Origin of the sequence: Maridesulfovibrio bastinii DSM 16055, from assembly GCF_000429985.1 — a bacterium.
Taxonomy (GTDB): domain Bacteria; phylum Desulfobacterota; class Desulfovibrionia; order Desulfovibrionales; family Desulfovibrionaceae; genus Maridesulfovibrio; species Maridesulfovibrio bastinii.
In genome coordinates this window covers 1-20,388 of record NZ_AUCX01000022.1, presented here as the reverse complement: position 1 = coordinate 20,388, position 20,388 = coordinate 1, and the positions used below count along the sequence as shown (strand labels likewise).

29 protein-coding genes are annotated in these 20,388 nt (G+C 46.2%); 24 read left to right on the top strand and 5 right to left on the bottom strand.

Going from position 1 to position 20,388, the window contains the following annotated elements:
• Window positions 1-38: 38 nt before the first annotated feature.
• The 5 genes from G496_RS0111845 to G496_RS0111825 all read left to right on the top strand — a co-directional run bounded on the left by G496_RS0111845 (window position 39) and on the right by G496_RS0111825 (window position 3,822).
• Complete coding sequence (locus G496_RS0111845) at window positions 39-662, top strand: hypothetical protein (protein ID WP_027179471.1); 624 nt, start codon at window positions 39-41, stop codon at window positions 660-662.
• A 185-nt stretch (window positions 663-847) separates the two neighbouring features.
• A complete protein-coding gene (locus G496_RS0111840) occupies window positions 848-1,438 on the top strand; it encodes a tyrosine-type recombinase/integrase (RefSeq protein ID WP_027179470.1) in 591 nt (196 codons plus the stop codon).
• Window positions 1,435-2,907, top strand: a complete 1,473-nt coding sequence (terL, locus tag G496_RS19580; RefSeq protein WP_051295005.1) for a phage terminase large subunit — start codon at window positions 1,435-1,437, stop codon at window positions 2,905-2,907. The genes G496_RS0111840 and terL overlap by 4 nt, the downstream gene beginning before the upstream one ends.
• Window positions 2,908-2,957: 50 nt before the next feature.
• A complete protein-coding gene (locus G496_RS0111830; protein ID WP_156900647.1) occupies window positions 2,958-3,611 on the top strand; it encodes a hypothetical protein in 654 nt (217 codons plus the stop codon).
• A gap of 1 nt (window position 3,612) precedes the next feature.
• Window positions 3,613-3,822, top strand: a complete 210-nt coding sequence (locus G496_RS0111825) for a hypothetical protein (protein ID WP_027179468.1) — start codon at window positions 3,613-3,615, stop codon at window positions 3,820-3,822.
• Here the strand turns inward: G496_RS0111825 and G496_RS20610 are convergent.
• From G496_RS20610 to G496_RS0111810, 3 genes are all read right to left on the bottom strand, one after another.
• Window positions 3,819-4,601 carry a pentapeptide repeat-containing protein gene (locus tag G496_RS20610; RefSeq protein ID WP_051295004.1) on the bottom strand — a complete coding sequence of 261 codons (783 nt, stop codon included), beginning with the start codon at window positions 4,599-4,601 and terminating at the stop codon, window positions 3,819-3,821. The two genes, G496_RS0111825 and G496_RS20610, sit on opposite strands and share 4 nt — an antisense overlap.
• Window positions 4,602-4,838: 237 nt before the next feature.
• Entirely contained in the window at window positions 4,839-5,216 is a 378-nt protein-coding gene (locus G496_RS0111815) for a hypothetical protein (RefSeq protein ID WP_027179467.1), read from the bottom strand.
• 20 nt (window positions 5,217-5,236) lie between these two features.
• Entirely contained in the window at window positions 5,237-5,644 is a 408-nt protein-coding gene (locus G496_RS0111810; RefSeq protein ID WP_027179466.1) for a hypothetical protein, read from the bottom strand.
• Window positions 5,645-6,008: 364 nt separating this feature from the next.
• Here G496_RS0111810 and G496_RS0111805 point away from each other — a divergent pair, with 364 nt between their 5' ends.
• The 4 genes from G496_RS0111805 to G496_RS0111790 all read left to right on the top strand — a co-directional run bounded on the left by G496_RS0111805 (window position 6,009) and on the right by G496_RS0111790 (window position 7,665).
• Entirely contained in the window at window positions 6,009-6,233 is a 225-nt protein-coding gene (locus G496_RS0111805) for a hypothetical protein (RefSeq protein ID WP_027179465.1), read from the top strand.
• The gene (locus tag G496_RS20920) at window positions 6,226-6,909 is read left to right on the top strand and encodes a BRO-N domain-containing protein (RefSeq protein WP_211233844.1); all 684 of its coding nucleotides are present in this window, start codon (window positions 6,226-6,228) and stop codon (window positions 6,907-6,909) included. Before G496_RS0111805 ends, G496_RS20920 begins: the two co-directional genes overlap by 8 nt.
• A gap of 86 nt (window positions 6,910-6,995) precedes the next feature.
• Window positions 6,996-7,352, top strand: coding sequence for a type II toxin-antitoxin system RelE/ParE family toxin (locus G496_RS21475; protein WP_245577911.1), 357 nt, complete (start codon window positions 6,996-6,998; stop codon window positions 7,350-7,352).
• A gap of 1 nt (window position 7,353) precedes the next feature.
• On the top strand, window positions 7,354-7,665 hold the full coding sequence (locus tag G496_RS0111790; protein ID WP_027179463.1) for a helix-turn-helix domain-containing protein: 312 nt from the start codon (window positions 7,354-7,356) through the stop codon (window positions 7,663-7,665).
• 62 nt (window positions 7,666-7,727) lie between these two features.
• Here the strand turns inward: G496_RS0111790 and G496_RS0111785 are convergent, their stop codons facing one another.
• Window positions 7,728-8,048 carry a BRO-N domain-containing protein gene (locus G496_RS0111785; protein ID WP_156900646.1) on the bottom strand — a complete coding sequence of 107 codons (321 nt, stop codon included), beginning with the start codon at window positions 8,046-8,048 and terminating at the stop codon, window positions 7,728-7,730.
• 4 nt (window positions 8,049-8,052) lie between these two features.
• Window positions 8,053-8,307: a helix-turn-helix domain-containing protein gene (locus G496_RS0111780; protein ID WP_051295003.1), complete on the bottom strand. Its 255-nt coding sequence runs from the start codon at window positions 8,305-8,307 to the stop codon at window positions 8,053-8,055.
• A 206-nt stretch (window positions 8,308-8,513) separates the two neighbouring features.
• On the opposite strand from G496_RS0111780, the gene G496_RS0111775 reads away from it, so the two are divergent.
• The 15 genes from G496_RS0111775 to G496_RS19555 form a co-directional block, all read left to right on the top strand.
• Entirely contained in the window at window positions 8,514-8,861 is a 348-nt protein-coding gene (locus tag G496_RS0111775; RefSeq protein ID WP_027179460.1) for a hypothetical protein, read from the top strand.
• Window positions 8,861-9,307, top strand: coding sequence for a DUF5675 family protein (locus G496_RS19565; RefSeq protein WP_051295002.1), 447 nt, complete (start codon window positions 8,861-8,863; stop codon window positions 9,305-9,307). Before G496_RS0111775 ends, G496_RS19565 begins: the two co-directional genes overlap by 1 nt.
• On the top strand, window positions 9,300-9,887 hold the full coding sequence (locus tag G496_RS0111765) for a hypothetical protein (RefSeq protein ID WP_027179459.1): 588 nt from the start codon (window positions 9,300-9,302) through the stop codon (window positions 9,885-9,887). Before G496_RS19565 ends, G496_RS0111765 begins: the two co-directional genes overlap by 8 nt.
• A complete protein-coding gene (locus tag G496_RS0111760) occupies window positions 9,884-11,794 on the top strand; it encodes a portal protein (RefSeq protein ID WP_027179458.1) in 1,911 nt (636 codons plus the stop codon). Before G496_RS0111765 ends, G496_RS0111760 begins: the two co-directional genes overlap by 4 nt.
• Window positions 11,769-12,101 carry a capsid staple protein gene (gene gp10, locus G496_RS0111755; RefSeq protein ID WP_027179457.1) on the top strand — a complete coding sequence of 111 codons (333 nt, stop codon included), beginning with the start codon at window positions 11,769-11,771 and terminating at the stop codon, window positions 12,099-12,101. The genes G496_RS0111760 and gp10 overlap by 26 nt, the downstream gene beginning before the upstream one ends.
• Window positions 12,091-12,321 carry a hypothetical protein gene (locus G496_RS0111750; RefSeq protein ID WP_027179456.1) on the top strand — a complete coding sequence of 77 codons (231 nt, stop codon included), beginning with the start codon at window positions 12,091-12,093 and terminating at the stop codon, window positions 12,319-12,321. Before gp10 ends, G496_RS0111750 begins: the two co-directional genes overlap by 11 nt.
• A gap of 10 nt (window positions 12,322-12,331) precedes the next feature.
• Window positions 12,332-13,315, top strand: a complete 984-nt coding sequence (locus G496_RS0111745) for a hypothetical protein (protein WP_027179455.1) — start codon at window positions 12,332-12,334, stop codon at window positions 13,313-13,315.
• The gene (locus G496_RS0111740) at window positions 13,315-14,328 is read left to right on the top strand and encodes a N4-gp56 family major capsid protein (RefSeq protein WP_027179454.1); all 1,014 of its coding nucleotides are present in this window, start codon (window positions 13,315-13,317) and stop codon (window positions 14,326-14,328) included. The genes G496_RS0111745 and G496_RS0111740 overlap by 1 nt, the downstream gene beginning before the upstream one ends.
• An 11-nt stretch (window positions 14,329-14,339) precedes the next feature.
• Entirely contained in the window at window positions 14,340-14,837 is a 498-nt protein-coding gene (locus tag G496_RS19560; protein WP_034633123.1) for a hypothetical protein, read from the top strand.
• A gap of 2 nt (window positions 14,838-14,839) precedes the next feature.
• A complete protein-coding gene (locus G496_RS0111730) occupies window positions 14,840-15,535 on the top strand; it encodes a phage adaptor protein (protein ID WP_027179453.1) in 696 nt (231 codons plus the stop codon).
• A 3-nt stretch (window positions 15,536-15,538) separates the two neighbouring features.
• The gene (locus G496_RS0111725; RefSeq protein WP_027179452.1) at window positions 15,539-16,114 is read left to right on the top strand and encodes a hypothetical protein; all 576 of its coding nucleotides are present in this window, start codon (window positions 15,539-15,541) and stop codon (window positions 16,112-16,114) included.
• Window positions 16,114-18,102, top strand: a complete 1,989-nt coding sequence (locus G496_RS0111720; RefSeq protein ID WP_027179451.1) for a cell envelope integrity TolA family protein — start codon at window positions 16,114-16,116, stop codon at window positions 18,100-18,102. The genes G496_RS0111725 and G496_RS0111720 overlap by 1 nt, the downstream gene beginning before the upstream one ends.
• A gap of 10 nt (window positions 18,103-18,112) precedes the next feature.
• The gene (locus tag G496_RS0111715) at window positions 18,113-18,505 is read left to right on the top strand and encodes a hypothetical protein (protein ID WP_027179450.1); all 393 of its coding nucleotides are present in this window, start codon (window positions 18,113-18,115) and stop codon (window positions 18,503-18,505) included.
• Entirely contained in the window at window positions 18,505-20,163 is a 1,659-nt protein-coding gene (locus G496_RS0111710; RefSeq protein ID WP_027179449.1) for a hypothetical protein, read from the top strand. Before G496_RS0111715 ends, G496_RS0111710 begins: the two co-directional genes overlap by 1 nt.
• Window positions 20,153-20,388, top strand: a 236-nt coding sequence (locus G496_RS19555; protein ID WP_034633121.1) for a hypothetical protein, incomplete at its 3' end; no start/stop codon positions are given. The genes G496_RS0111710 and G496_RS19555, both read left to right, overlap by 11 nt.

Below are 20,388 nucleotides of genomic sequence, written 5' to 3'. Positions count from 1 at the left end.
AATGCAGTGTTGAAATATAACAGTGTGAGTTGATTGTTATGCTTGAAGAATTAAAGAATCATCCATCGTATAAAAGTGGTAAAATAGATCAGGAAATGTTAATTAAACAGTTAGTTGAGCTTGGATGGAAGCAAAGTGCATCTGCTGATTTCTTCGGTGTGTCTCAAGCTGCTGTCTCAAAGGCTAAAAAGCGTATTGACCTAGCTGTTTCAAAGGATGTTGCATTGTTTTCAGCTCCAAAAATGATCAGTGCCAAGCTTTCACTTGCCGATCAGCTCGAAGCTCTTGGAAAACAATGCCGGGAATTGCTCGAAATGGTTCACGTTGTCCTTCACGGAGATCAGTCTTCGCAGGAATATCGTGACTGCCAGAGCAAGCTGCGCCGTCTTGCCGGCTCCAAACGTGATCTTGGCGGCTTTTTGATTCAGCTGCAGGCCGAGCTGCGCAAACAGCTTGAGTTCGTTTTCAAAATGCAAAGTGAGATTTATTCGCTCAAGAAGGTCGAAGAATTTCAATCCATCGTTCTGGAGGAAATTCAGAATGCGGCTCCTGAAGTTCAGCAGCGAATTGTTGCCAGACTGACAGAAATCAATGCTGCAAGATCGGCTTTAGATTTTGGAATCGGCGGCGGAATCGGTGGAGCGGAAAAGTCTAACTTTTAGTTTTTAAAAAATAGGAAAAGTCTAACTTTAATATAAAGATTAGAGTTGTAAAAAACGCTTTAAGTACTTTTATTTTAGATAGTTACATTGTTTTTGGTCAAAATAAAGTTAGAAAAACTTTTGCAAAAGTTTAATAAGTGTGATTATAGTAACAAAAGTTAGACTTTAACAAAAGGAGGTCGAAAATGACGAATAATCCGAATCATCCGAAAAAAGGAAGCTCAACAAGGGTTGATCCTATCATTTCACGCAAGGACATTGCCAGCCTGAAAAAGCTGCTCGATGACAGTCCTCGTGATTTAGCTTTGTTCGTTGTCGGAATCAACACGAATCTCCGGGCCGTGGATCTGGTTCAGCTTCGAGTGGACCAGTTTGTTGATGCAAAGGTGGGTGACGAGCTGGTGCTGAAAGAAAGCAAAACCGGCAAGCAGCGCAGAATTACGATCAACAATGCTGTTCTTCAAACGGTCAAACCTTGGGCCATTCAGTGCCGGGATATGGAACAGAAGTATCTTTTTACGGGCAGGGATGGTGCGCCAATGGCTCCGAACTACGTCAACAAGCTGGTGAAGAAGTGGTGCGAGAAAATCAATCTGAAGGGCAATTACGGCTCCCATTCATTGCGAAAGACTTTCGGTTACCAGCAGCGTGTGGTTCACAATGTCAGCGTTGCCCAGCTGATGGAAGTTTTCAACCATTCAAGCCCAAAACAGACTCTTGATTACCTCTGCATTCAGCCTGAGGAAATCAGGAATATCTACATGAACGAAATATGAGTAAATCACTGAAAGCAAGCGGTCTTATGGGGAATCTGCTTATGAATCTGAAAGAGCAGGTTCCACAGACCGGGTCCAACTGGCTCGGAACCGGAAAGCCGGATATCTCGCTCAAAGATTTCATCCGCAATGCCTGGCATGTTATCGAGCCGGGCCGGACATTTGTGGACGGCTGGCACATTGGCGCAATTGTGGAACATCTTGAGGCTGTCAGCACCGGACAGATTCCAAAACTGCTGATAAACATGCCTCCGCGCCACATGAAATCGTTATCCGTGTCTGTCTGCTGGCCTGCGTGGGAGTGGACCTTCAATCCGTGGATTCAATTTTTCTTCAGCTCCTATTCCGCTATGCTTTCAACCCGTGACAACATGAAGACCCGTGAGATTGTGACCTCGAACTGGTATCGGGATTCATGGCCGCATGTGCAGCTGAAAAAAGATCAGAACGCCAAGGATAAGTTTGAGAACATGGCCGGAGGATTCCGTTTTTCCACTTCAGTCGGCGGCAGGGCAACCGGTGAAGGCGGCGACCGTATTGTTGCTGACGACCCGCACAATATGTCCGAGGTCAATTCCGATGCCAAGCGCAACGAGGTTCTGGACTGGTGGGACAACACCATGCAGACCCGCCTCAATGATCCTAAAACCGGAGCATTCGTTGTTATCATGCAGCGAGGCCACCAGCAGGATTTAAGCGGCCATATTCTGGATAAGGGCGGTTATGTGCATCTCTGCCTGCCGGCCAGATATGAGGGCAACAAGTATCACACTGTTCTGGGTTTTGAAGATCCCCGCACCGAAGAGGGCGAACTTCTCTGGCCGGAGCGTTTTGACGAGGAAACCCTGACTCACATTGAAAATTCATTTTCATCTCCCACCGAGGCGGCAGGACAGCTCCAGCAGCGTCCTGTTCCCAAGGGCGGAGCTATCTTCAAGCTGGACTGGTTCAAGCGTTACACAAAGCTGCCGCGCTTCAACCGCATCGTTGAACACTGGGATACGGCCCAGAAAACCAAAGTCTCCAGCGCATATTCCTGCGGCCAGATATGGGGTGAAGCCTACAACGGATTTTATCTGCTGGATGTGTACCGCAAAAAGGTTGAATATCCGGCCCTTAAAAAGGCCATCAAAGACCGCTACGCCATTAACAGGCCTTCCGCCATTGTGATTGAAGATAAGTCCAGCGGGATAAGCGTTATTCAGGATTTACAGGAATCAACAAGGCTTCCGGTGGTTGCGTGGGCCGTTACCGGAGGCGACAAGGAAAACAGGGCCAAGGCTGTTGCCGATACCATCGAGGGCGGCAATGTCTGGCTGCCGGAGTCCGCAGAGTGGCTGGATGATTTTCTGGACGAGGTGGAGCATTTTCCGGGTTCAAAGTTCAAGGATCAGGTGGATGTGATGACTCAGGCTCTGGAATATTTCCTGCGTCGTGGCGGGCTGACCGAAGGGCGCGACATGAGCTAGGCCGCAGCACGGTTGCTCAATGACCTCAGGAAGTAATGGAAGGTGGAAAAATGAGACTGATTGAAAAGCTTAAACCCGTGATATCGCCTGTGAGCGGAAAGCGCATTCTGAAGGACGTGGAGACGGGCAGAAACTACCGCAGGGTCTCCGGTGGCGTTGCATGGCCCTATGATATCAAACCCGGTGCTGTTGCTGTGCTGGCAGAGGATATTAAGCCTGTCAGGGGGACGGATCATCACCGGGTGGAGGTTGTGGCGGAATTTCTGCATGAGGACCACGAAACTCTGTGCCGGGAAATGGCGAACCTTCAGGACATGCTGCAGGTGGAGGTCTGGCGCACACCGCTTAATCATGCCGGGACAAGGCTGGTGCAGATGTTCAATGAACGCAGGCAGCGTTTAAGACTGCCGTGTCTGGACCTTGTTTCACCGCCGGCAATGAACGGGAGCCGGACTTTCAGGGATTATGACCGCCTTGTGGATCGCAGAACTAGAAATATAAAGACCCTGCATTTCGGTCAGTCTCAGGCTGTGCTGGAGTATAATATTCTGGGACGTGACGATCTGGGCCATAAGCTGGAAGAGTTTCCACCTGTTGCCGCTGTGCTTTATGCCCTTGCCGGGCTGGATCTGGAAAACGCTGCCGCAGGATTTGTTCAGGATAATTACTTTTCAGGAATGACTCATTCCACAGGGGGGTATTAAAATGGTTGTCAGACCAGTTGAAATCGTGACCGGACTGGACAAAATAGGCAAGCTCTTCGGAGTAGGCCGCAATACCGTGCGCATCTGGGCCGGAAAGGATAACTCGCCCATCCGACAGGTGGAGGGGAAATACATGGCGGAAAAGGCGGAGCTGTGGGAGTGGGTTAAGGAGAATACCGTGGTTGATTGCGGTGATTCTCCGGTTTGTTAGTTGTCATTACCTTTGTATCCTTTCGGTTCAACAAATAGCTCTGGGTGTGTTTTTCTCAGTTCTTTTTCTAATTTTGGTGAAAATTTTGCGTTCCGAAGATTTTCAACTTTAGACAATGCAAGTGCATTACTTTTTTCATCAGGAAGTTGTTTAAGTAATATTTTTTTATATATTTCAGAAGAATTGTTTAAAAAAAAGGGTGGTTCTCTTCTGAGGTCAGCCTTACTTAAAAATGCAAATGCAAGGTTTGCTTTTGCATAGTTTGCTAGTCTGAGATCTGATGATACCAAGAATGCGAATTTAAGGTTAGCTCCGTTTAATTTGGCTCCTACCAGACATGCTCGTTGTAATGTGGCTCCTTCAAGATTTGCATCTTTTAGATCAGCAAATCTAAGACTGGCATCGTCAAGTTTTGTTTTTGATAAATTTGCCTTTGATAGATTAGAGCAATTAAGATTTGCTTCACGCAAATCGATTTCACTCAAATTGGCATTACTTAAATTGGCATGAGTTAATTTTGATTTATATCTAAGTATAGTTGAAATAAGTATTTTTTGTCCTTCTAAATATTTTTGAGTTAAAAAAAAGGAACTGATTGTTAATTTAGGGTTTAATACATCAGGTTTAACCGGAACTTCTATTCTTTGCAGTCTGGCTAAATCCCCACATGCTTCTGCTCTGTAATCTGAGGCCATTTGAGTCTGGAAGTTTGAAATTTGAACTTCGTAAGTGTGAACAGCTCTGTCATACCTATTGGAAGCAATGGTAAATAATGCCACATATAAACCTACCAACCATAACATAAAAGAACTTGGTTTTGGTCTTATGTTGGCAACACAAGGGCTTGGTGGAGTAAGTCGTTCCCAGATAGCGCGTATACCGGAGTAGTCATACAAGTTATATAGTGGTCTGGATGATTTTAAAAGCAAAATTAGACAGATGATGCCGATGAGGCATGTTATGTACAATTGCATATTTTTATAAACTGACAGTTGTTCTACATTAGTTGACTATGATTATAATAAATTAGCAATGTGACTTTCAGCTATTTCACTATTTATATAAAAATATTCGTAAGCAAAGTTATATGCTTTATGCCAGTTTGGAAAACATTGAGAAAATATTTTAATAAGTTGTAAAATGTTATCTCTACATTCTGAAATCTCTGTTGAATGTGATATACAGCCATCTATAATCATACTGTCTAATGTGTCTTTTAAGCATTTTTCAAATTTTTGATATGCCTTAAGGCCCTTGTCTTTTCCCCAAAAAATGCGTTTATTTTTTGCTTTGCAATAATCTTCCATAGCCATGACTAGTTTTTGAAGTGCTACAAATGTATGAGGAATATCTTCAAATATAGTAGCGGCAGCATTATAGTTAGAAATAGCCATATTTATCTCCTAAATTTAAATTATATAAAGTTAGATAATAATGCCTTCCATAACGGGATAAATTGGCCATCTGCTACTGGCTGAACTTCAATTTGAAAAAAGTATGCCGTAATACATGCAACAATTATGTAACTATATGATGAAATGTAAAATAATTTTTTATTCGGGATGAATCCAACTTTCATTGAAAATTCAGGTGATTTGATCTGATCAAGTGCGGTTTTTTGCAATGCTATCCAAATGAAAATTAAAAAATATGGAACATACGACAACCAAACCATAAAGCATCCTGCTAGAACACCCATTATTAAAAATAATGGTAGTTTAATCCAGCTGTTGCCAGTTGTTGAGTTGATAATAACTGGTACTATGAAGTGAAATAAAACCAGAATAAGAATAGTCTCAGCAATTCCAATAAGTATAGTCATTTCGCAGTCCTTTTTATTGAGAATATTTCTTAATCCTTTATTCCGTTATTCCTAAATTAACAACCCCCTTGACACCAGAATCCTTTTCTGGCTTTATCAGCTCAGGTGCTCAAAACGCCTTCAGAATCTAGGTCGGTATCCGCTCCCGATAGTTTGGCGGTTTTTTTGTGTCCAGTGAACAGGACTTTCTGTTCTTGTATGCAGTGCTTTATTCCTATCCAATTTCGCCAAGATATTTGCCGGGAGTGTGGAGGCTATAGAATACCCTCACGGGAAAAACCTCTCGCCGCCCACCTAGAGCGGTTTTGAGCTCCCGGTATTTTTAATTTCAAAAATACCACTCAAAAAAATCTAGGAGGCTATTATGCCTAACTCTTCAACAACACCTGAAAGCGTTGTTCAAACCTCGTATCAGCAGGCTTTGGACATTCAGGAACTCACCAGACTTTTACTTCATCACACTTTTCTGGAAACCATTCAGGGGGAAGGGCAGATTTTGCCCGGCCAGCTGACCATGCTTGAAGTCCTCTCGGAGCGCATTGACGGGCTGGTGGACAGCCTCGATGTGCCGGAGGTTCGCCATGTCTGAAATTATACCTTTTGATTTCGGGGATACAGTTGTGCGTGTTCAGCAGGAGCAGGACGGCCGCACATGGTTTGTGGCCAAGGATGTTTGCAGAGTTTTGGATTTAGATAACAGAGAAACTCCTCGCAGACTTGATGAAGATGAGGTGGGTAAAACCCACATCGTCGATTCGCTTGGAAGAAATCAGGAAATGACAATGCTTTCCGAGTCCGGCCTCTATGCTCTGATATTTAAAAGCCGTAAGCCGGAGGCTAAAAAGTTCCGCAAGTGGATAACAGCGGAAGTAATACCCAGCCTGCGCAGAACCGGAAAATATGAAATGGGGCAGGATAACGCTCCGGCAGATTTTGATCTGCATAAGGAACTGTATCCGCTGCTGACCAAGTGGTGCATCCTGCTTAAGGAAAAGGAAGTCTGGCAGCCGCAGGACGCTTTGGAAAAGGCCGTGACCACCATGCAGAGCGCACTAGGCAGAAAATCGGCCGACCCGCTCAATTCCCTCACCCCGCAGGAGGTGAACTACGCTAAAGAATACCTCAACACCCAGATAGCAATCCTGACCGGAAAATCAGCAGAAGTAAAAACACCGGAAGAAATAGAAGCCGCAACCCTCCGCTCCCAAAAAGCCCGCAAAGCCGCCAGAGCCAGATGGGATAAAGCAAAAGGAATCGGAAGATAGGATTAAAAAGAAAGCACCCCGTCATGTGGCGGGGTGCTGTTTGTGTAATTGATAGACCTTGACTTACTACTCCAATGGAGTACTATATGCATATGACTAGGTTGATGACTGTAATTGAAACTCCTGAATTTATAAAAGACATCAAGCGTTCAAATATGAATTCTGATGAACATAGGGAGCTTGTCAATTTTTTAGCAGCAAATCCAACTGCCGGTGTCATTATGGAAGGAACCGGCGGGATTAGGAAAGTTCGCTTTGCAGGATGTGGGCAAGGAAAGAGCGGTGCATACAGAGTGGTTTATTATTATCATGATTGTAAGGTGCCACTATTTGCCTTGAATCTTTTCTCCAAAAACGAAAAATCCAACCTGACTAAAGCTGAACGCAATATGATGAAGAAGCTCGTGCAGATTCTTGTGCAGAGCCTCGAGGAGGAAATGTAATATGTCCAGTGCTGGAGAGCGTATCCTCAAAAGTCTTGAACAGGCTGTATCCATAGCCAAAGGTGAAATGGAAGATTCTGAATACAGGGTTAATATTCCTGAAGAAATTAATGTCCGAAGTATTCGTGAAAAACTTAATATGACTCAAATAGGCTTTGCCAAAGCTTTCGGATTGTCTTTATCTGCTGTTCGCCATTGGGAACAGAATCGCCGTACACCTGAAGGTTCAACCAGAGCATATCTTAAAATTATTGCTCAGGAACCTGAAATGGTGCGTAAGGTTTTGTCTACTCCTGATTGTGAAGCCAGATAAATATTAATTATAGTGTTGTTAAATTATAAAGCACCCCGTCATGTGGCGGGGTGCTTTATTTTTTACCATTCAAAATCACTTGGGAAAATAATTAATTTTCCATCCCCATAGTTTTTGAAATTTAAAATAAACCATTCAGAAAAATCATCATTTGAACATGTTGAATTTACAACTTCAATTTTGCTCCATGCTGGGGCTTTGTTAAATTGGCACCCGTTTAAACTTATATCTGCGGCGGCACAAATATCCGCAGGACAGAAGTAAACGACATTTTCTATTTCATAAAATCTAATTTCTTTGTCTCGATATTTTATCGTTTTTATGAAGTCTAGTTGCATATTAACTCCTTTTAATTGTGATTCGTAATTTAAGGAGGTTAACATAGTATTATTCCTCTTCCAACTGCTCCCATCTAATCCCCATTGCATCAGCAATTCTTTTTAATGTGCTTGGGCGCAATGATTTAGGGTTATTCTCCATCTGGCAAAAGCTGGCCTGAGTAATTCCCATCTTGGCGGCGACTTCATTCTTGGTCATGTTTAGGTGCTCCCGCCATGATTTGACCAGTGTTTTGCCATGCAGAATATGGTTTTCAACCACTTCCTGTGGGATAGCTATACTTTTGTCTGTGTCTGTCATCATTATTCTTCTTTTTCATCCCTCTAATTAATCCCTGTCAACCCCCTTTCTGCTGATCTGTGCCGATCTGTGGCGATCTCTCGCGTCCTCGCTGAAAAACCCGTGTTATTAAAATCCGTATGTATGGAGGCTTTCCTTTTGCCTTTATAACCTCGCCGACCGTCCGTGTCTGACTGGGCCGGACACGGGCGGTTAATACGGAGTCTGATGTGAGCGAACCTGTTTTTGATTCCCGGCTTAGCAAAGAAATTGCCGATGCTGTTGCCGCAGGTATCAGCAAAGGCGTTGCCTGCGCTTTGGAAAACGGAGCCTGCTCCTGCCGTCTGGATGGCGAAGCCGCCAGAGAAGTAGGGCATTTTATGGGCATGGTGCGTGATATCGGCGGCGGTGAACACTCCAAAGGCATTGAGCGCATGCGTGAGCACCACAAAGCTGTGGGAGCCATGCTTGAAGGCCGGCGTGTTTTCTGGCTGATGTTTTTTAAAATTATGGCCACTGCCGGAATCGGTTTTGTGGGCATGGCCTGCTGGGATTATTTCAACAGGATGGGGCGCTGATGAAAAATCCTCCGTTTGAAGGAACTATCCTGCGCCGTCCTTATACCGATCAGGGAACACTTGGTGTTCTGACCATCCCCCTTGCAGGGTTCACCTGCTTTTCCATTGAGCTGCCGTGGCGTGAAAACCAGAATTCCATCTCCTGTATCCCGGCGGATACTTATCTGCTTTTTCGCCGCTGGTCCGCCCACTGGAACGGCTTTGTCTACCAGTTTCGCAATGTTCCTCAGCGCATCGCCATTCAATCACACAGCGGCAACGTAGCCGGGGATAAATCACTGGGCTACCGCTCCCATTCTCTGGGATGCGTGCTGCTTGGCTCCTGCATCTGCAAATTGTGGGGCCAGCTTGCTGTTGGAAACTCCAGACATACCTACCGCAGATTTTTAAATGCCATGCAGGGGCGTGACCTGCTGCTTGAAATAAGGGAGGCCGATAATGGCTGATGCCGCATTATTTGATCTTGTCGGTTCTTCCCTGCTGGGAATCGGAACCGGTGGGGTAGCTACAATTTTTCAGAATATTTTTGGTGGAATCTCCAGCTGGATAAGTGAATGGCAGAAACGCAAGACTCTGACCCTTCAGCATCAGCAGGAAATGGAGATGACCGACAAGCAGATAGAAATGCTCAAAGCGGAAGGGGATATCGCTGTTCAGAAATCCCGTGAAGACAGGGCGATGACCGAGACTATAATCGACGGTCAGAACTATCAGCAGTCGCTGCTGCACGATGCCGCGACATATTCCAAAGGCAGTGAAAAAACATGGGCGGATTTTCTGCTTGTTGTTGCCGATTTTGTGCGCGGAATAACCAGGCCGTTTATGACAGCTTTTCTGTGCTGGATAACATGGTCCACATATCAGCATTTTACCGGATATCTGGCCTCGGAAAATGTGCTGGTTGATCCCGGCACCGCCAACGAAATGGTCCGCTATATCGTGACCAACACTGTTTTTATGTCCAGCTCTGCTGTGGGCTGGTGGTTTTCATCCCGTCCGTTGAACAAAGGCAGGGCTGTAAAATGAGCGCTGATCTCGGTGTATTCATAAAAAAGCTTTTTACCGAAGCTGAGGAAGCCCGCAGTGCCAAGGAGGATAGCTGGACCAAGGACTACCTGCAGGTAAAAAGCCGCTATGAACAGGGCGAGATTAAAAAGATTAAACGCTCCAAAATTTATGTTCCGTCAACAAGAGTCAAAATGAATACCGTTATGACTCAGGTTATGGACCTGCTTTTTCCTTCCACCGGAGAAAGAAACTGGGATTTGAAACCATCTCCGCGACCGGAACTGCATCCTTCCATAGTCAGCCACTACAAGCAGCTTGCCGCCGGGCAGGGACAGCAGATTTCAAGTGATGAACTTGAAAATTATATTGAGAAACAGGCGAAAGAATCATGCACTGAGATGGGTAACGAAATTGCCGACCAGCTTGTGGGCGGCAGTGGAAGAAAATCATACCGCAGTGTCTGCCGGTCCGTAATGGAGCAGAAACTTAAATACGGAACCGGAATTCTGAAAGGGCCGCTTGTGCGGGAAGAATACCGGGAAGCCTATGCCGTTCAGCAGGACGGTTCATGGCGGCTTGAAAAATCGCAGTCCACAGAACTGAAACCGTATTTTGAAGATGTCTCTGTCTGGAATATTTATCCCGACCCTAATGCAACTGCACTCGGTGACTGCGAATTTATAATTCAGGATCATATTTACAACAGGCAGCAGGTTCTGGACCTGCTGGCTTACCCCGGATTCAAGGAAAAACTGATTCGCAGGTATCTTGAAGACCATAATGACGGCGACCTTGATTCATATAAAGCTTTTAAAGGAAACGGCATAACAGGCGAAAACACTCACCGGACTGAAAAACGCTACCGTGTGTATGAATTCTGGGGAAGCCTCAGCGGTAATCAGCTTAGCAGTGTGGGACTTGAGATACCGGAGGAAAACGCCGCCGATGTTTTTCCGGCCAATGTCTGGATGCTCGGCGATCTGGTAATTAAAGCGGTTATCAATCCTCTTGAAGGTTCTTCAATACCTTATCAGTTTGATTACTTTGTAAAGGATGAGGATTCAATCTGGGGTGACGGTCTGCCAAAGCTGCTGCGGCACCCTCAGAAGGCTCTCAACGCTTCCATGCGTATGCTGCTTGATAATGCTGCTGTTTCATGCGGGCCGCAGGTCGGTGTCAACATGAGTGCGATACGGCCCGGTGAAGATCCGAGAGATATCTATCCTTTCAAGCTCTGGGCTTTTTCCTCTGTTGAAGACATGAACAAAGCTCTTAAATTTTTCTCAGTGCCTTCCTACACCAACGAGCTTATGGCTCTTGTGCGTGTTTTCAATGACATGGTGGATGATATGTCCGTACCCCGTTTTATGGGTGGTGACGGCTCGCAGATGCGCGGAGCAGGTAAAACCGCCAGAGGGCTTTCCATGCTCATCGGTGCGGCCCACCAGATTCTGAAAGACCTTGTCAAATCACATGACGAAAACATCACCCGTCCTTTTTTCCGTAAAATGTATTTCTGGAATATGCAGTTCAACTCCCGGTCTGAGATCAAGGGAGATTATGAAATTATCGCTACCGGAACTTCTGTTCTGATGGCCAAGGAGGTTCAGCTTGAACGTATGCAGACTATTCTGGCCATTTCTGACAACCCGCGTTTTGCGGGCTGGGTTGATGATGAAAAACTTATCCGGGAGATCAGCAAAAATCTTGAACTGCCGGAAGGTGTTCTTCGTTCGGCTAAGGAAAAGGAACGAATGGATAATCAAAAAATGCTGGATTCGGCCCGTGCAAATGTTCAAGCGCTGGTTGAAGAATTGGAAAAAAATGGCGTGGACGTGCGGCAGGCTCTCTCTGAAAGCCTGAAACAGCAGACAACTCAACTGGCTGGAGGGCAGGCAGATGAAGCTGGTGGACATGCGGCTTAAGCCGGAGAAGAAAAACAAGAAATCAAAAGAAATAACAGCGGTTGACGAATCGGAACACGAAGAATTTCCGTGGGGGCTGCGTCTTCATTTTAATGATGAATCAGTGTCCAGACTGGGACTTAAACCAAAGGATATTAAAGTTGGCTCCACTGTAAGACTGGAGGCAAAAGCATTTATTTGCAGTGCCGGAGCCCAGCCCGGTGGAAAGAAAAGGTCCATTGAATTGCAGATTGTGGAGCTGGGCATTGATTCAGGCGGAAGTTTTGAGGATGGATTTAACGCAGGAGTAGAGGCTGATGATGACTAGCAGCGAAAAATGCAGAGAACTTCTGGAAAGCGGTGGTCAGACACTCAGCAAAATTCGTGAGTATCTGGACCTCAAAATTACGGAAGAAACTGAAAATCTTGTGAATGCTCCTCTGGATGATGTTCCCCGGTTGCAGGGCAGAATCAAGGCTTTTCGTGATTTTAAAACGGACCTGACCCCTGTTGTTGAAGAGCATGAAAGCCTGAACCCTTATAATTGAGGAGGTTGAAATGATAAATTCACAGATTGATGGCGATCAGGAAAAAAGCGGTTTTGAGCGTGGATTTGAGGCTGGAGACTCCGGAAATGATGCGGAGATGGAATCCATGAATGAAGCTGATGCCGAAGATAGTGAAGACTCGGGAGCTGAAGCCGGCGGTGATGAAGCTGATCAGCATTTAGAAGATGAAAATTCTGAAAATGATTCCGAGTCGGATTTCGAAGAAAATAATCATGAGGATGATTCGGATTCCGGTGACGATGCGGATCTGCCGCAGGGTGAAGCCGCCGAAGCTCCCGCCGGGGAAAAAGATGGAAGCCGGGATTTTATAGAACAGTATTTCGGCAGTGATCCTCAGTCCTCAAAGCTTGAAAGTGCTTTTGAGCTGGTGGAAATACCCGAGGAAATAAAGGCGGAAGCCAAAGAAATACTCAAGGTTAATCCTCAGTATGAAAACCTTCTTCTTGAAAATTCAGAGGACGGACAGCGTTTCAGGGCCAATCTTTATGAATTCGGTCCTGAAGCGGCAATCGGTCAGCTGGAGTCTGCATATCGTTCCAGACAGACCGATTCCCGTGTTGATTCGGTTGTCAGTTCCGGCAGAAGGGAGCGTTTAAAAGCTCACTATTCGGAGATAAGAAAAGAACATCCTGATTATATTGACCTTTTGTTTGATCCGGAAAGAACAGATGAACTCAAATCATTCAGCACTAAGCTGACCGGGTGGGCCGAAGAGCTTCCTTTCAGGGAGGCTAGTGAGGCTTTCAGAATTATAAAATCAGGCACATCCGCTGAAGTTTCCGGTTTGCTGACCAGATATAAAGAAGCAACTTCCCGGACAAAGGAAAACCCTGTTAATCGCGTGTCGGCAAGGGATGTCATAGCGGTTCCCGGCAAAAGAAAGCCGGCCAGAGACATTTCAACGGGCAAAACCTTTGAATCCGGTTTTGATGCGGCTGTAGCCGATGAAAACAGAAAGCGCAGGAGAAGATAATGGCGACAACAATGTATGGCGATATCAGTGACGATGTTGCCGGTTATGTGGTTCCGGGATTCCTGAGACGGGCCGATAACTGGAATATTTTCGGTAAATTCGGGCAGTCTATCAAGATGCCTAAAAATAAAAGCACTGTTGCCAAGTGGCATGGCTACGAAGCCCTTGCCCCGGCGAAAACCCCGCTGGCTGAAGGTGTCAATCCTTCCGGTAAAAAACTGGTCAGGCGGGATGTTACTGCAGAACTTGAGGTGTTCGGTGACTTTATCGAAATCACCGATGTGATTGTGGATACACACGAAGACCCGGTTCTTAACGAGTCCATGGAAGTTCTTGGCGATCAGGCCGGGCAGACTCTGGATATGGTTATGGAAGGCCGGCTGCGTGGTGGCACAAATGTCATCTACTCTGGCGGAACAACCAGAGCCACGGTAACAAAACCGATTACAAAAAGTGTTCAGCGGCTGGCAACAAGGGCTTTAAAGCGTCAGAAGGCCAGCAAGATCACCAAAGTGCTTTCATCTGATGTCAAATATGGTTCGGAAGCTGTAGCAGCTGCTTATGTCGGGATTACTCATTCTGATTGTGAATCCGACATCAGGGAAATTCCGGGTTTTGTCCCGGTTGAAAAATATGGACAGATATCACCGTATGAAAATGAGATCGGTAAAGTGGAAGATGTACGTTATCTGGTTTCCACTTCCATTGAGCCTATGGCTGATGCCGGTGGTGCCAAGGGTGCTTCCGGTGCAGAGATGCTTTCTCAGTCCGGCACTATGACTGATGTCTATCCCATCTACTTCATAGGTGCTGATGCTTATGGTGACGTTGCCATCAAAGGCAAGGATTCTGTTATCCCCAAGGTGGTTAACCCTGAAACACCAAGTAAAAGTGACAAGCTCGGCCGCAAGGGCCATGTGGGCTGGAAAACCTATTATGCCACTGCCATTTTGAATGATGCCTGGATGGTTCGTGTTGAAGTAGGTGTAACTGAAACCCCTGCTGATGCCTAAGGAGACCGCTGATGGCTAAAAATAGTGAAGAACAGAAAGAGTTGTCCAAAGATCAGGCCGTATCAGTCAACCCTGAACGTGTAGCTGAACTTGAGAAACTGCTTGCCGAAAGCAGGGAGGCTTTAACCAGCTCTGAACGTGAGAAGCAAGAACTTAAACAAGGGCTTGAAGAAGAGAAAAAGGCCCGTGAAGATCTTATTCTGGAAAACCGTAAACTTGATGAGCATGCGGCGCAGATGGAGGAGTCCGAACAACTGCGCCAGAAGAGTGAAAAACGCAGAAAAGTTATTATTGCCGAAGATGGCCCGAATGGAAAACGTGATGTTTTCATCGGGATTCAGGGTGTTGCTTATCAGATCAAACGTGGTGTGGAAGTTGAAATACCGGAGTCTGTGTATTCGGTGCTCAGCTCGGCTGGTTACACTGTTTATGATGAAGTGGGTGAAGGGGATGATGTAGAATACGTTCCCCGCTTTGTCCCGCGTTTTAACTTCAGGATTGTTGAATAAAAATGAAAGCCAGAGAGGTCTTTAAACTGGTTTCCGCCAAGCTGCAGGATATGAAAGTAGATAGCCGCCGCTGGCCGTGGGAAATTACAGAGGGCAAGCTTAGCATGACCGATGTCTGCAACTCGGCAATTCGCAACATTGCCTTGCAGCGCCCTGACGCCACTGCGGTGACAGAAGCTGTGAAACTGCAGGAAGGGGTTAAGCAGCTATTGCCAAATCCTTCCAACGGGAGCGGAGCGAGTAAGAAGGCTCTTAGGCTTATTGAAGTAATTCAGAATATGGGGTCGCTGGGAACTGTTCCCGGTGAGCCCATATTTCTGTCTTCTAAAGATTCCATGCGTCTTGGTCCGTGGACAACAACTTCCGATGACGTGGACAACTACGCTTATGATGCCAGAACAAATCCTGAAATATTCTGGGTTCAGCCCGGCATAGAAGCCGGCGCAAGCGTTTATGTTTCTATGACCTATTCTGCCGAACCTGATGCTGTAACCGGGCCTGACGATGAGCTTCCGCTTTCATCAACATTCAGTGGTCCGGTTGTTCACTGGATGCTTTATGAAATTCTTTCCGGTGACAGTTCTGAGGTAAATATGAGTACCGCACAGTTTCATTTCTCCGCATTTTATCAGGCTCTCGGCGTGAAACTTAAAGCCGATCTTTACTACCCGAAACAGGTTGAGTTCGTAAAAGGATAATTTATGGCCAATGTATTATGGAAAACTCTTGTGCCGTATGTTCAGCCTGAGGTCACAACATGTCCTAAAGGTACCATAATTAATGAAATACGCAGGTCCGCTATAGTTTTCTGTGAAAGTTCTTCTGTATGGGAAGAGTCGCTCGATCAGCTTTTTTTCCCTGCCGGACTTGATACCGCCGGCCTTGATGCACCGCACGGAGCACGGGTTTTTCTGGTCACTGAGTTGAAAGGCAAGGATGGTATTTTAGATCCACGGCACGATTATTATGCAACTGCCAGTACTGTTACTTTGAGAGAGAAACCGTCAATTGATGCCAGCTATGAAGTCAGAGCATTACTTAAACCGACTTTGTCTTCAGACGGCATGCCCGAAGGACTGATTGAAGACTGGGGACTTAAAATTGCCTACGGGGCTATTGCCTCTCTTAAAGCGATGCGCGGTCTGGAATGGGAAGATCTCACCGGAGCGCAGATTAAAATGAAGCTGTTTAATGACGGCATTGCCGATGCCAGATTATCCCGACTTCATGGCGGAACGAACAAACCGCTGCGTGTCAGATCAAGGAGCTTTTTCTAATGAGTGTACCTACCGTAAACGTGACCTGCACCATTAACGACTCAGAAGGTAATCCGGTTGAAGGCGCAAGGGTTTCCGCCAAGCTCAGTACAGCCGAGAAATACAACGGGTTTGTGGTTCCGCTTACTACGAATGCTGTCTCTGATGGTACAGGGATTGCCGTATTAGCTCTGTTTCCTAACGAACTGGGAAGCGAAGGAAGCGAATATCAGTTTAAGATAATGAATCCCTCAACTGGTAAATCAATCAAATTTCCTGCTGTTATCCCAAATCTGGATTGCAATCTGTTCGAGATCGCCAATGTGCCGCCATATCCCCGTGAATATGTGGGCGATACATTCAGTAAGCCCGTGTTTGAAGCCAGAGATCAGGTGCTTTCTTCTGTAGAAGTTGCCACACAATCTGCCGCCAACTCACTGGCTTCAGAACATAATGCCTCTCAGTTTGCAGCTGTAGCACAGCAGAGCAAAGGGGAAGCTCTTACCTCTGCTACTTATGCCAGTACTTCCGCTGGTCAGGCTCAGACTGCCAAGGTTGCGGCTGAAAGTGCGCGGGATGCTTCGGTGTTTGCAAAAGGTGGTGCTGAAGCCGCGCGGGATGAGGCGCAAGCCAAGGTTGTTTCTATCCCCGGTCTTATTGATACAGAGAAAGGACTGGCTGTTGATGCGGTCAACAGTGCCAAGGATGCCGCTGTCGCTGCAGTTCAAGGCATGCCTGAGTTTGCAAACGATGAAGAAGCAATCCTTCGCAAGTTCGTTAATGACCTTATTTCCGGTGTGACTAAAGGGATTGAGGGACGATGGAAGTGTGTTGAACGTATTTCGATTGTACCATCATATATTGGGTATAATACGGTAGGTGGAGTTACTGAAAACACGTATTTAATAGGGGAAACAGCTTTTGGGTCTTTAAATATTGGAGATCAAAAAACGTTTGACCTCCGCCATAAAGGTTTTGTTGGTGGTAACTCAGGTGAGTTCTATGAGGTGTTAGGAAAAAGAGCTTCCCCATCTCCTATATTGAGGCTCCATCCAAAACACGGAGACGTACTCGCCGACTTCACCGCAGGTAACACATATCCTGTAATCGTTTTTCAAGAATCCACCGACTCCGCAGACCAGATGGAAGGCGATTTGGATCATGTGGAAATCTTCAAAGGCAGCAATGTTGCTCTTGCCGATATTTTTAACGTTGGGGATTACGCTGTTTACAATCCCGGATACTGGAACGGTAAGAGCTGGAAATCTCAGTTGTTGGGGGATGTTGATGTAACTTCTGGGTATATTGTTTTAAAGGGTGGCAGGAAAAGTACAGCTCTTGGATCATCTACTCTAGGGGTAGTATCTGTACGTCGCTCAGACGGTCTGTGGCAAAAGTACAATAATACAGGAGCGACAGCACCACTTGGAGCCGGATTTATAGCCTCAGAGAACGCTTTTTATGTAAATGTCTCTGAGTCCTACGACATCCTTGGATACACCTCCGAAGCCGATATGCTGGTAAATTGTGTAATTGAAGTTCGTTATAATACCAAGGCGCGCAGGGTAAGGCCGATTGCGAATCCTAGTGGTGTGAAGGTTTTGGGGGATGTTTGGCTGAGCAATGTTTACGTAGAAAGCCAAGGGGCTACATTAGCTTACGAGCTTGGATGTTTTGTCCCGACAGGTACGCAGTTCTTCAATCGGAGGGGACTCTTCAAGAAGCAGAATCCGGTTACCGAAATGCTCTTGTATTACATCTACGGTACATCTGATGGCCTGCTGACTACATCTTCGCCCAATGGGGCAGTAGCCCTTTTGGGTCTCTACGAGTCCGGTGGAACATACCACATAGCACTCTGGTCCAAAGAACTCATCTACGACACCGACTGGGGCGATGATGGCAAAATCAACGTGGTTGATAACGTAGTCACGTCCACTGATCTTAATGGCAATGTCGTTTTAGCCGGTTGTTACGGCTATGACACAGGCCAAGCCGTAGCAGCATAGGAGCCCACTCATGTTCAAATCATTCGATGATGTAAAAATGGTGGCTTCCTTCGGCAAGCCCGACAACGTTTTGAACCTTTTCATCACCAGTTATTTGCAGGGCCGGAGCCTGCGTGAGCAGTACGAAACAACTCTTGAAGAAGAGGGGATCTTTGACGAGCAGAGCTTTGCGCTGTGGCTGAAAAGCCAGATGGAAGATGAAGACTTCACCCTGCCTGAAATCAGTGAAGAGCAAATCACTGATTTCAAACATGACAATTACGCTATGTTTCGCGCTGGAGCATACCCGCCAATGGAAATGCATCTTGATGCGGTAGTTAAAGGAGATGAAGAACAAAAAGCTGAGTATGTGCGATTGTGTCAGGAAGTGAAAGGAAGATTTCCAAAGCTGGAGGTCGAATAATGTCCATCATCGTCCCGATTTTTCGTGGAACTCAACCTCGAATTTCTCCAAGGCTTTTAGACAGTACAAACTCTCAGACTGCCATGAACTGCAATCTGAAGCGTGGGATACTCTCTCCGCTCATGGACTTGCAGGGGCAGGCTCCGAATCCAATCCCTAAGGCCGGGAATCTGCGTAGTATCTACAAGCTGCGTTCCGGTGATTGGCTTTACTGGCCCAATGTGGTGGATATTTGCGAAGCTGCGGCAACGGACAGTAACAGCCGTATTCATTTTACTGGCGACGTTTATCCTAAGCAGACTGACGCTGCGATGGCGACTTCCGGTTCTGTTTTCACCTATCCTACTCAGACCAGACGTTTTGGTTTGCCGAAACCTGATCAGCCGCTTACTGTGCAGCTTGCTCCTGCTTCTGTTGATGAAGATGCCGAGATCGAGCGGTCTACCTCCTACGTTTATACTTATGTTACTGATTGGGGTGAGGAATCCGAACCTTCTGACCCTACAGGCTCAATTGACGTTAAAACTGGTCAGGAATGTGTACTGACTAATTTCCGTTTGCCTACATTGGACGGGGTAACGGTTAAGTCTTTTCGCGTCTATAGACTGAATGCTGGTGATGACTCTGCTGAATCTCAGCTTGTGCCTTATTCCAATGAGACAGCAGAGATGCCTTCAAGTGCTGATACATTCACTGACAATGTGGCTGACTCCGATCTTTCTGGAGAGGTGCTGCCTACTGAGAATTGGAACCGTCCCAAGGATGATGTTTCCGGGCTGATCCATACCGGCAACGGCATGTTCTTCTGCTTCCGTGGCAAGGATATTTACGTTTGTGAGTCCTTTGTTGCTTACGCTTTCCCGTGGAATCTTGCTTTTAATGTTCCGCATGATGTGGTTGGTCTGGGTTATTTTGATCAGACTGTGGTTGTGCTGACCAAAGGTCATGCCCATTTGATTAATGGTGTTGACCCTGAGTCTTTTTCTATCGATAAGTTTTCTTACAACGAGGCCTGCGTATCTAAACGTTCCGTGGTCAACTCTCCTGCAGGTGTGATCTATGCCTCGCCGGATGGACTGGTGTTGATTGGTCCTAACGGTATGTCCATGCTTACCAGCTCTCTCTACACTAAGGAACAATGGCGGGCTCTTAATCCTGAAAAGCTGATCGGGTTTTATCAGGACGGTCAGTACATCGCCTTTTTTGAAGGCACTTGGCCGGGGATTATTTTTGACTTTGAGATGCAGGATATTGTTAATGTGTCGCTGACTGGAAAGCAGGTCTACGGCGGTCATGTGGATACTGAGGACGATGCCTTGTATTTGCTGACCTACGACACGGCCTACCGCATTGAGAAATGGGAAGGTTCAAGTTCTACTTTAAGTTTTGTTTGGAGGTCGAAAGATTTCTTTTGTTCTCGTCCGGTAAATATGGGTGCGGCCCGGATTATGGGCGAACAGTCTGAGGCAAGTCCTGTTCGGTTTAAGACTTATCTGGATGGTGAGCTGGTTGATTCTTGCGTTATCACTGATGATGAACCGTTCCGGTTATCTGCGGGCATGAAGGGACGTGACTGGGAATTTCAACTAGAAGGCACTGCCGATGTTTTTGAAGTGCGCATGGCTCCCGGCATAGCGGAGTTGCAGTATGGCCAGTAAAGGAAAGAAGTCCGCCAACCTGCCTGCTGTTCCTGCTGGCGTTGACAAGCAGACTCGTGATTTTTTGACAGCTCTGAAAGAAACGGTTGAAACTATGCAGGGCAAGCGGCGCAACTCCTTTATGGATTCCGTGGTTACTTTTCGTGATTTACAGAACATGGGCCTGAAGGTTTCAAACAAGGTCGGCACTGAGGCTGATTATGATTTCACTCGTTTTTTGCGCTC

Bases quoted from the DNA above. Each gene is read 5' to 3' on its own strand.
- G496_RS0111710 (WP_027179449.1), top strand. From the start codon at position 18,505: ATGTCCATCATCGTCCCGATTTTTCGTGGAACTCAACCTCGAATTTCT.
- G496_RS0111810 (WP_027179466.1), bottom strand. From the start codon at position 5,644: ATGACTATACTTATTGGAATTGCTGAGACTATTCTTATTCTGGTTTTA.
- G496_RS0111815 (WP_027179467.1), bottom strand. From the start codon at position 5,216: ATGGCTATTTCTAACTATAATGCTGCCGCTACTATATTTGAAGATATT.
- G496_RS0111845 (WP_027179471.1), top strand. From the start codon at position 39: ATGCTTGAAGAATTAAAGAATCATCCATCGTATAAAAGTGGTAAAATA.
- G496_RS0111730 (WP_027179453.1), top strand. From the start codon at position 14,840: ATGAAAGCCAGAGAGGTCTTTAAACTGGTTTCCGCCAAGCTGCAGGAT.
- G496_RS0111740 (WP_027179454.1), top strand. From the start codon at position 13,315: ATGGCGACAACAATGTATGGCGATATCAGTGACGATGTTGCCGGTTAT.
- G496_RS19565 (WP_051295002.1), top strand. From the start codon at position 8,861: ATGAAAAATCCTCCGTTTGAAGGAACTATCCTGCGCCGTCCTTATACC.
- G496_RS0111750 (WP_027179456.1), top strand. From the start codon at position 12,091: ATGATGACTAGCAGCGAAAAATGCAGAGAACTTCTGGAAAGCGGTGGT.
- G496_RS21475 (WP_245577911.1), top strand. From the start codon at position 6,996: ATGCATATGACTAGGTTGATGACTGTAATTGAAACTCCTGAATTTATA.
- G496_RS0111840 (WP_027179470.1), top strand. From the start codon at position 848: ATGACGAATAATCCGAATCATCCGAAAAAAGGAAGCTCAACAAGGGTT.
- gp10 (WP_027179457.1), top strand. From the start codon at position 11,769: ATGAAGCTGGTGGACATGCGGCTTAAGCCGGAGAAGAAAAACAAGAAA.
- G496_RS0111715 (WP_027179450.1), top strand. From the start codon at position 18,113: ATGTTCAAATCATTCGATGATGTAAAAATGGTGGCTTCCTTCGGCAAG.
- G496_RS0111805 (WP_027179465.1), top strand. From the start codon at position 6,009: ATGCCTAACTCTTCAACAACACCTGAAAGCGTTGTTCAAACCTCGTAT.
- G496_RS0111720 (WP_027179451.1), top strand. From the start codon at position 16,114: ATGAGTGTACCTACCGTAAACGTGACCTGCACCATTAACGACTCAGAA.
- G496_RS0111830 (WP_156900647.1), top strand. From the start codon at position 2,958: ATGAGACTGATTGAAAAGCTTAAACCCGTGATATCGCCTGTGAGCGGA.
- G496_RS0111745 (WP_027179455.1), top strand. From the start codon at position 12,332: ATGATAAATTCACAGATTGATGGCGATCAGGAAAAAAGCGGTTTTGAG.
- G496_RS0111790 (WP_027179463.1), top strand. From the start codon at position 7,354: ATGTCCAGTGCTGGAGAGCGTATCCTCAAAAGTCTTGAACAGGCTGTA.
- G496_RS0111760 (WP_027179458.1), top strand. From the start codon at position 9,884: ATGAGCGCTGATCTCGGTGTATTCATAAAAAAGCTTTTTACCGAAGCT.
- terL (WP_051295005.1), top strand. From the start codon at position 1,435: ATGAGTAAATCACTGAAAGCAAGCGGTCTTATGGGGAATCTGCTTATG.
- G496_RS0111725 (WP_027179452.1), top strand. From the start codon at position 15,539: ATGGCCAATGTATTATGGAAAACTCTTGTGCCGTATGTTCAGCCTGAG.
- G496_RS0111780 (WP_051295003.1), bottom strand. From the start codon at position 8,307: ATGATGACAGACACAGACAAAAGTATAGCTATCCCACAGGAAGTGGTT.
- G496_RS0111825 (WP_027179468.1), top strand. From the start codon at position 3,613: ATGGTTGTCAGACCAGTTGAAATCGTGACCGGACTGGACAAAATAGGC.
- G496_RS20920 (WP_211233844.1), top strand. From the start codon at position 6,226: ATGTCTGAAATTATACCTTTTGATTTCGGGGATACAGTTGTGCGTGTT.
- G496_RS0111785 (WP_156900646.1), bottom strand. From the start codon at position 8,048: ATGTTAACCTCCTTAAATTACGAATCACAATTAAAAGGAGTTAATATG.
- G496_RS19560 (WP_034633123.1), top strand. From the start codon at position 14,340: ATGGCTAAAAATAGTGAAGAACAGAAAGAGTTGTCCAAAGATCAGGCC.
- G496_RS0111765 (WP_027179459.1), top strand. From the start codon at position 9,300: ATGGCTGATGCCGCATTATTTGATCTTGTCGGTTCTTCCCTGCTGGGA.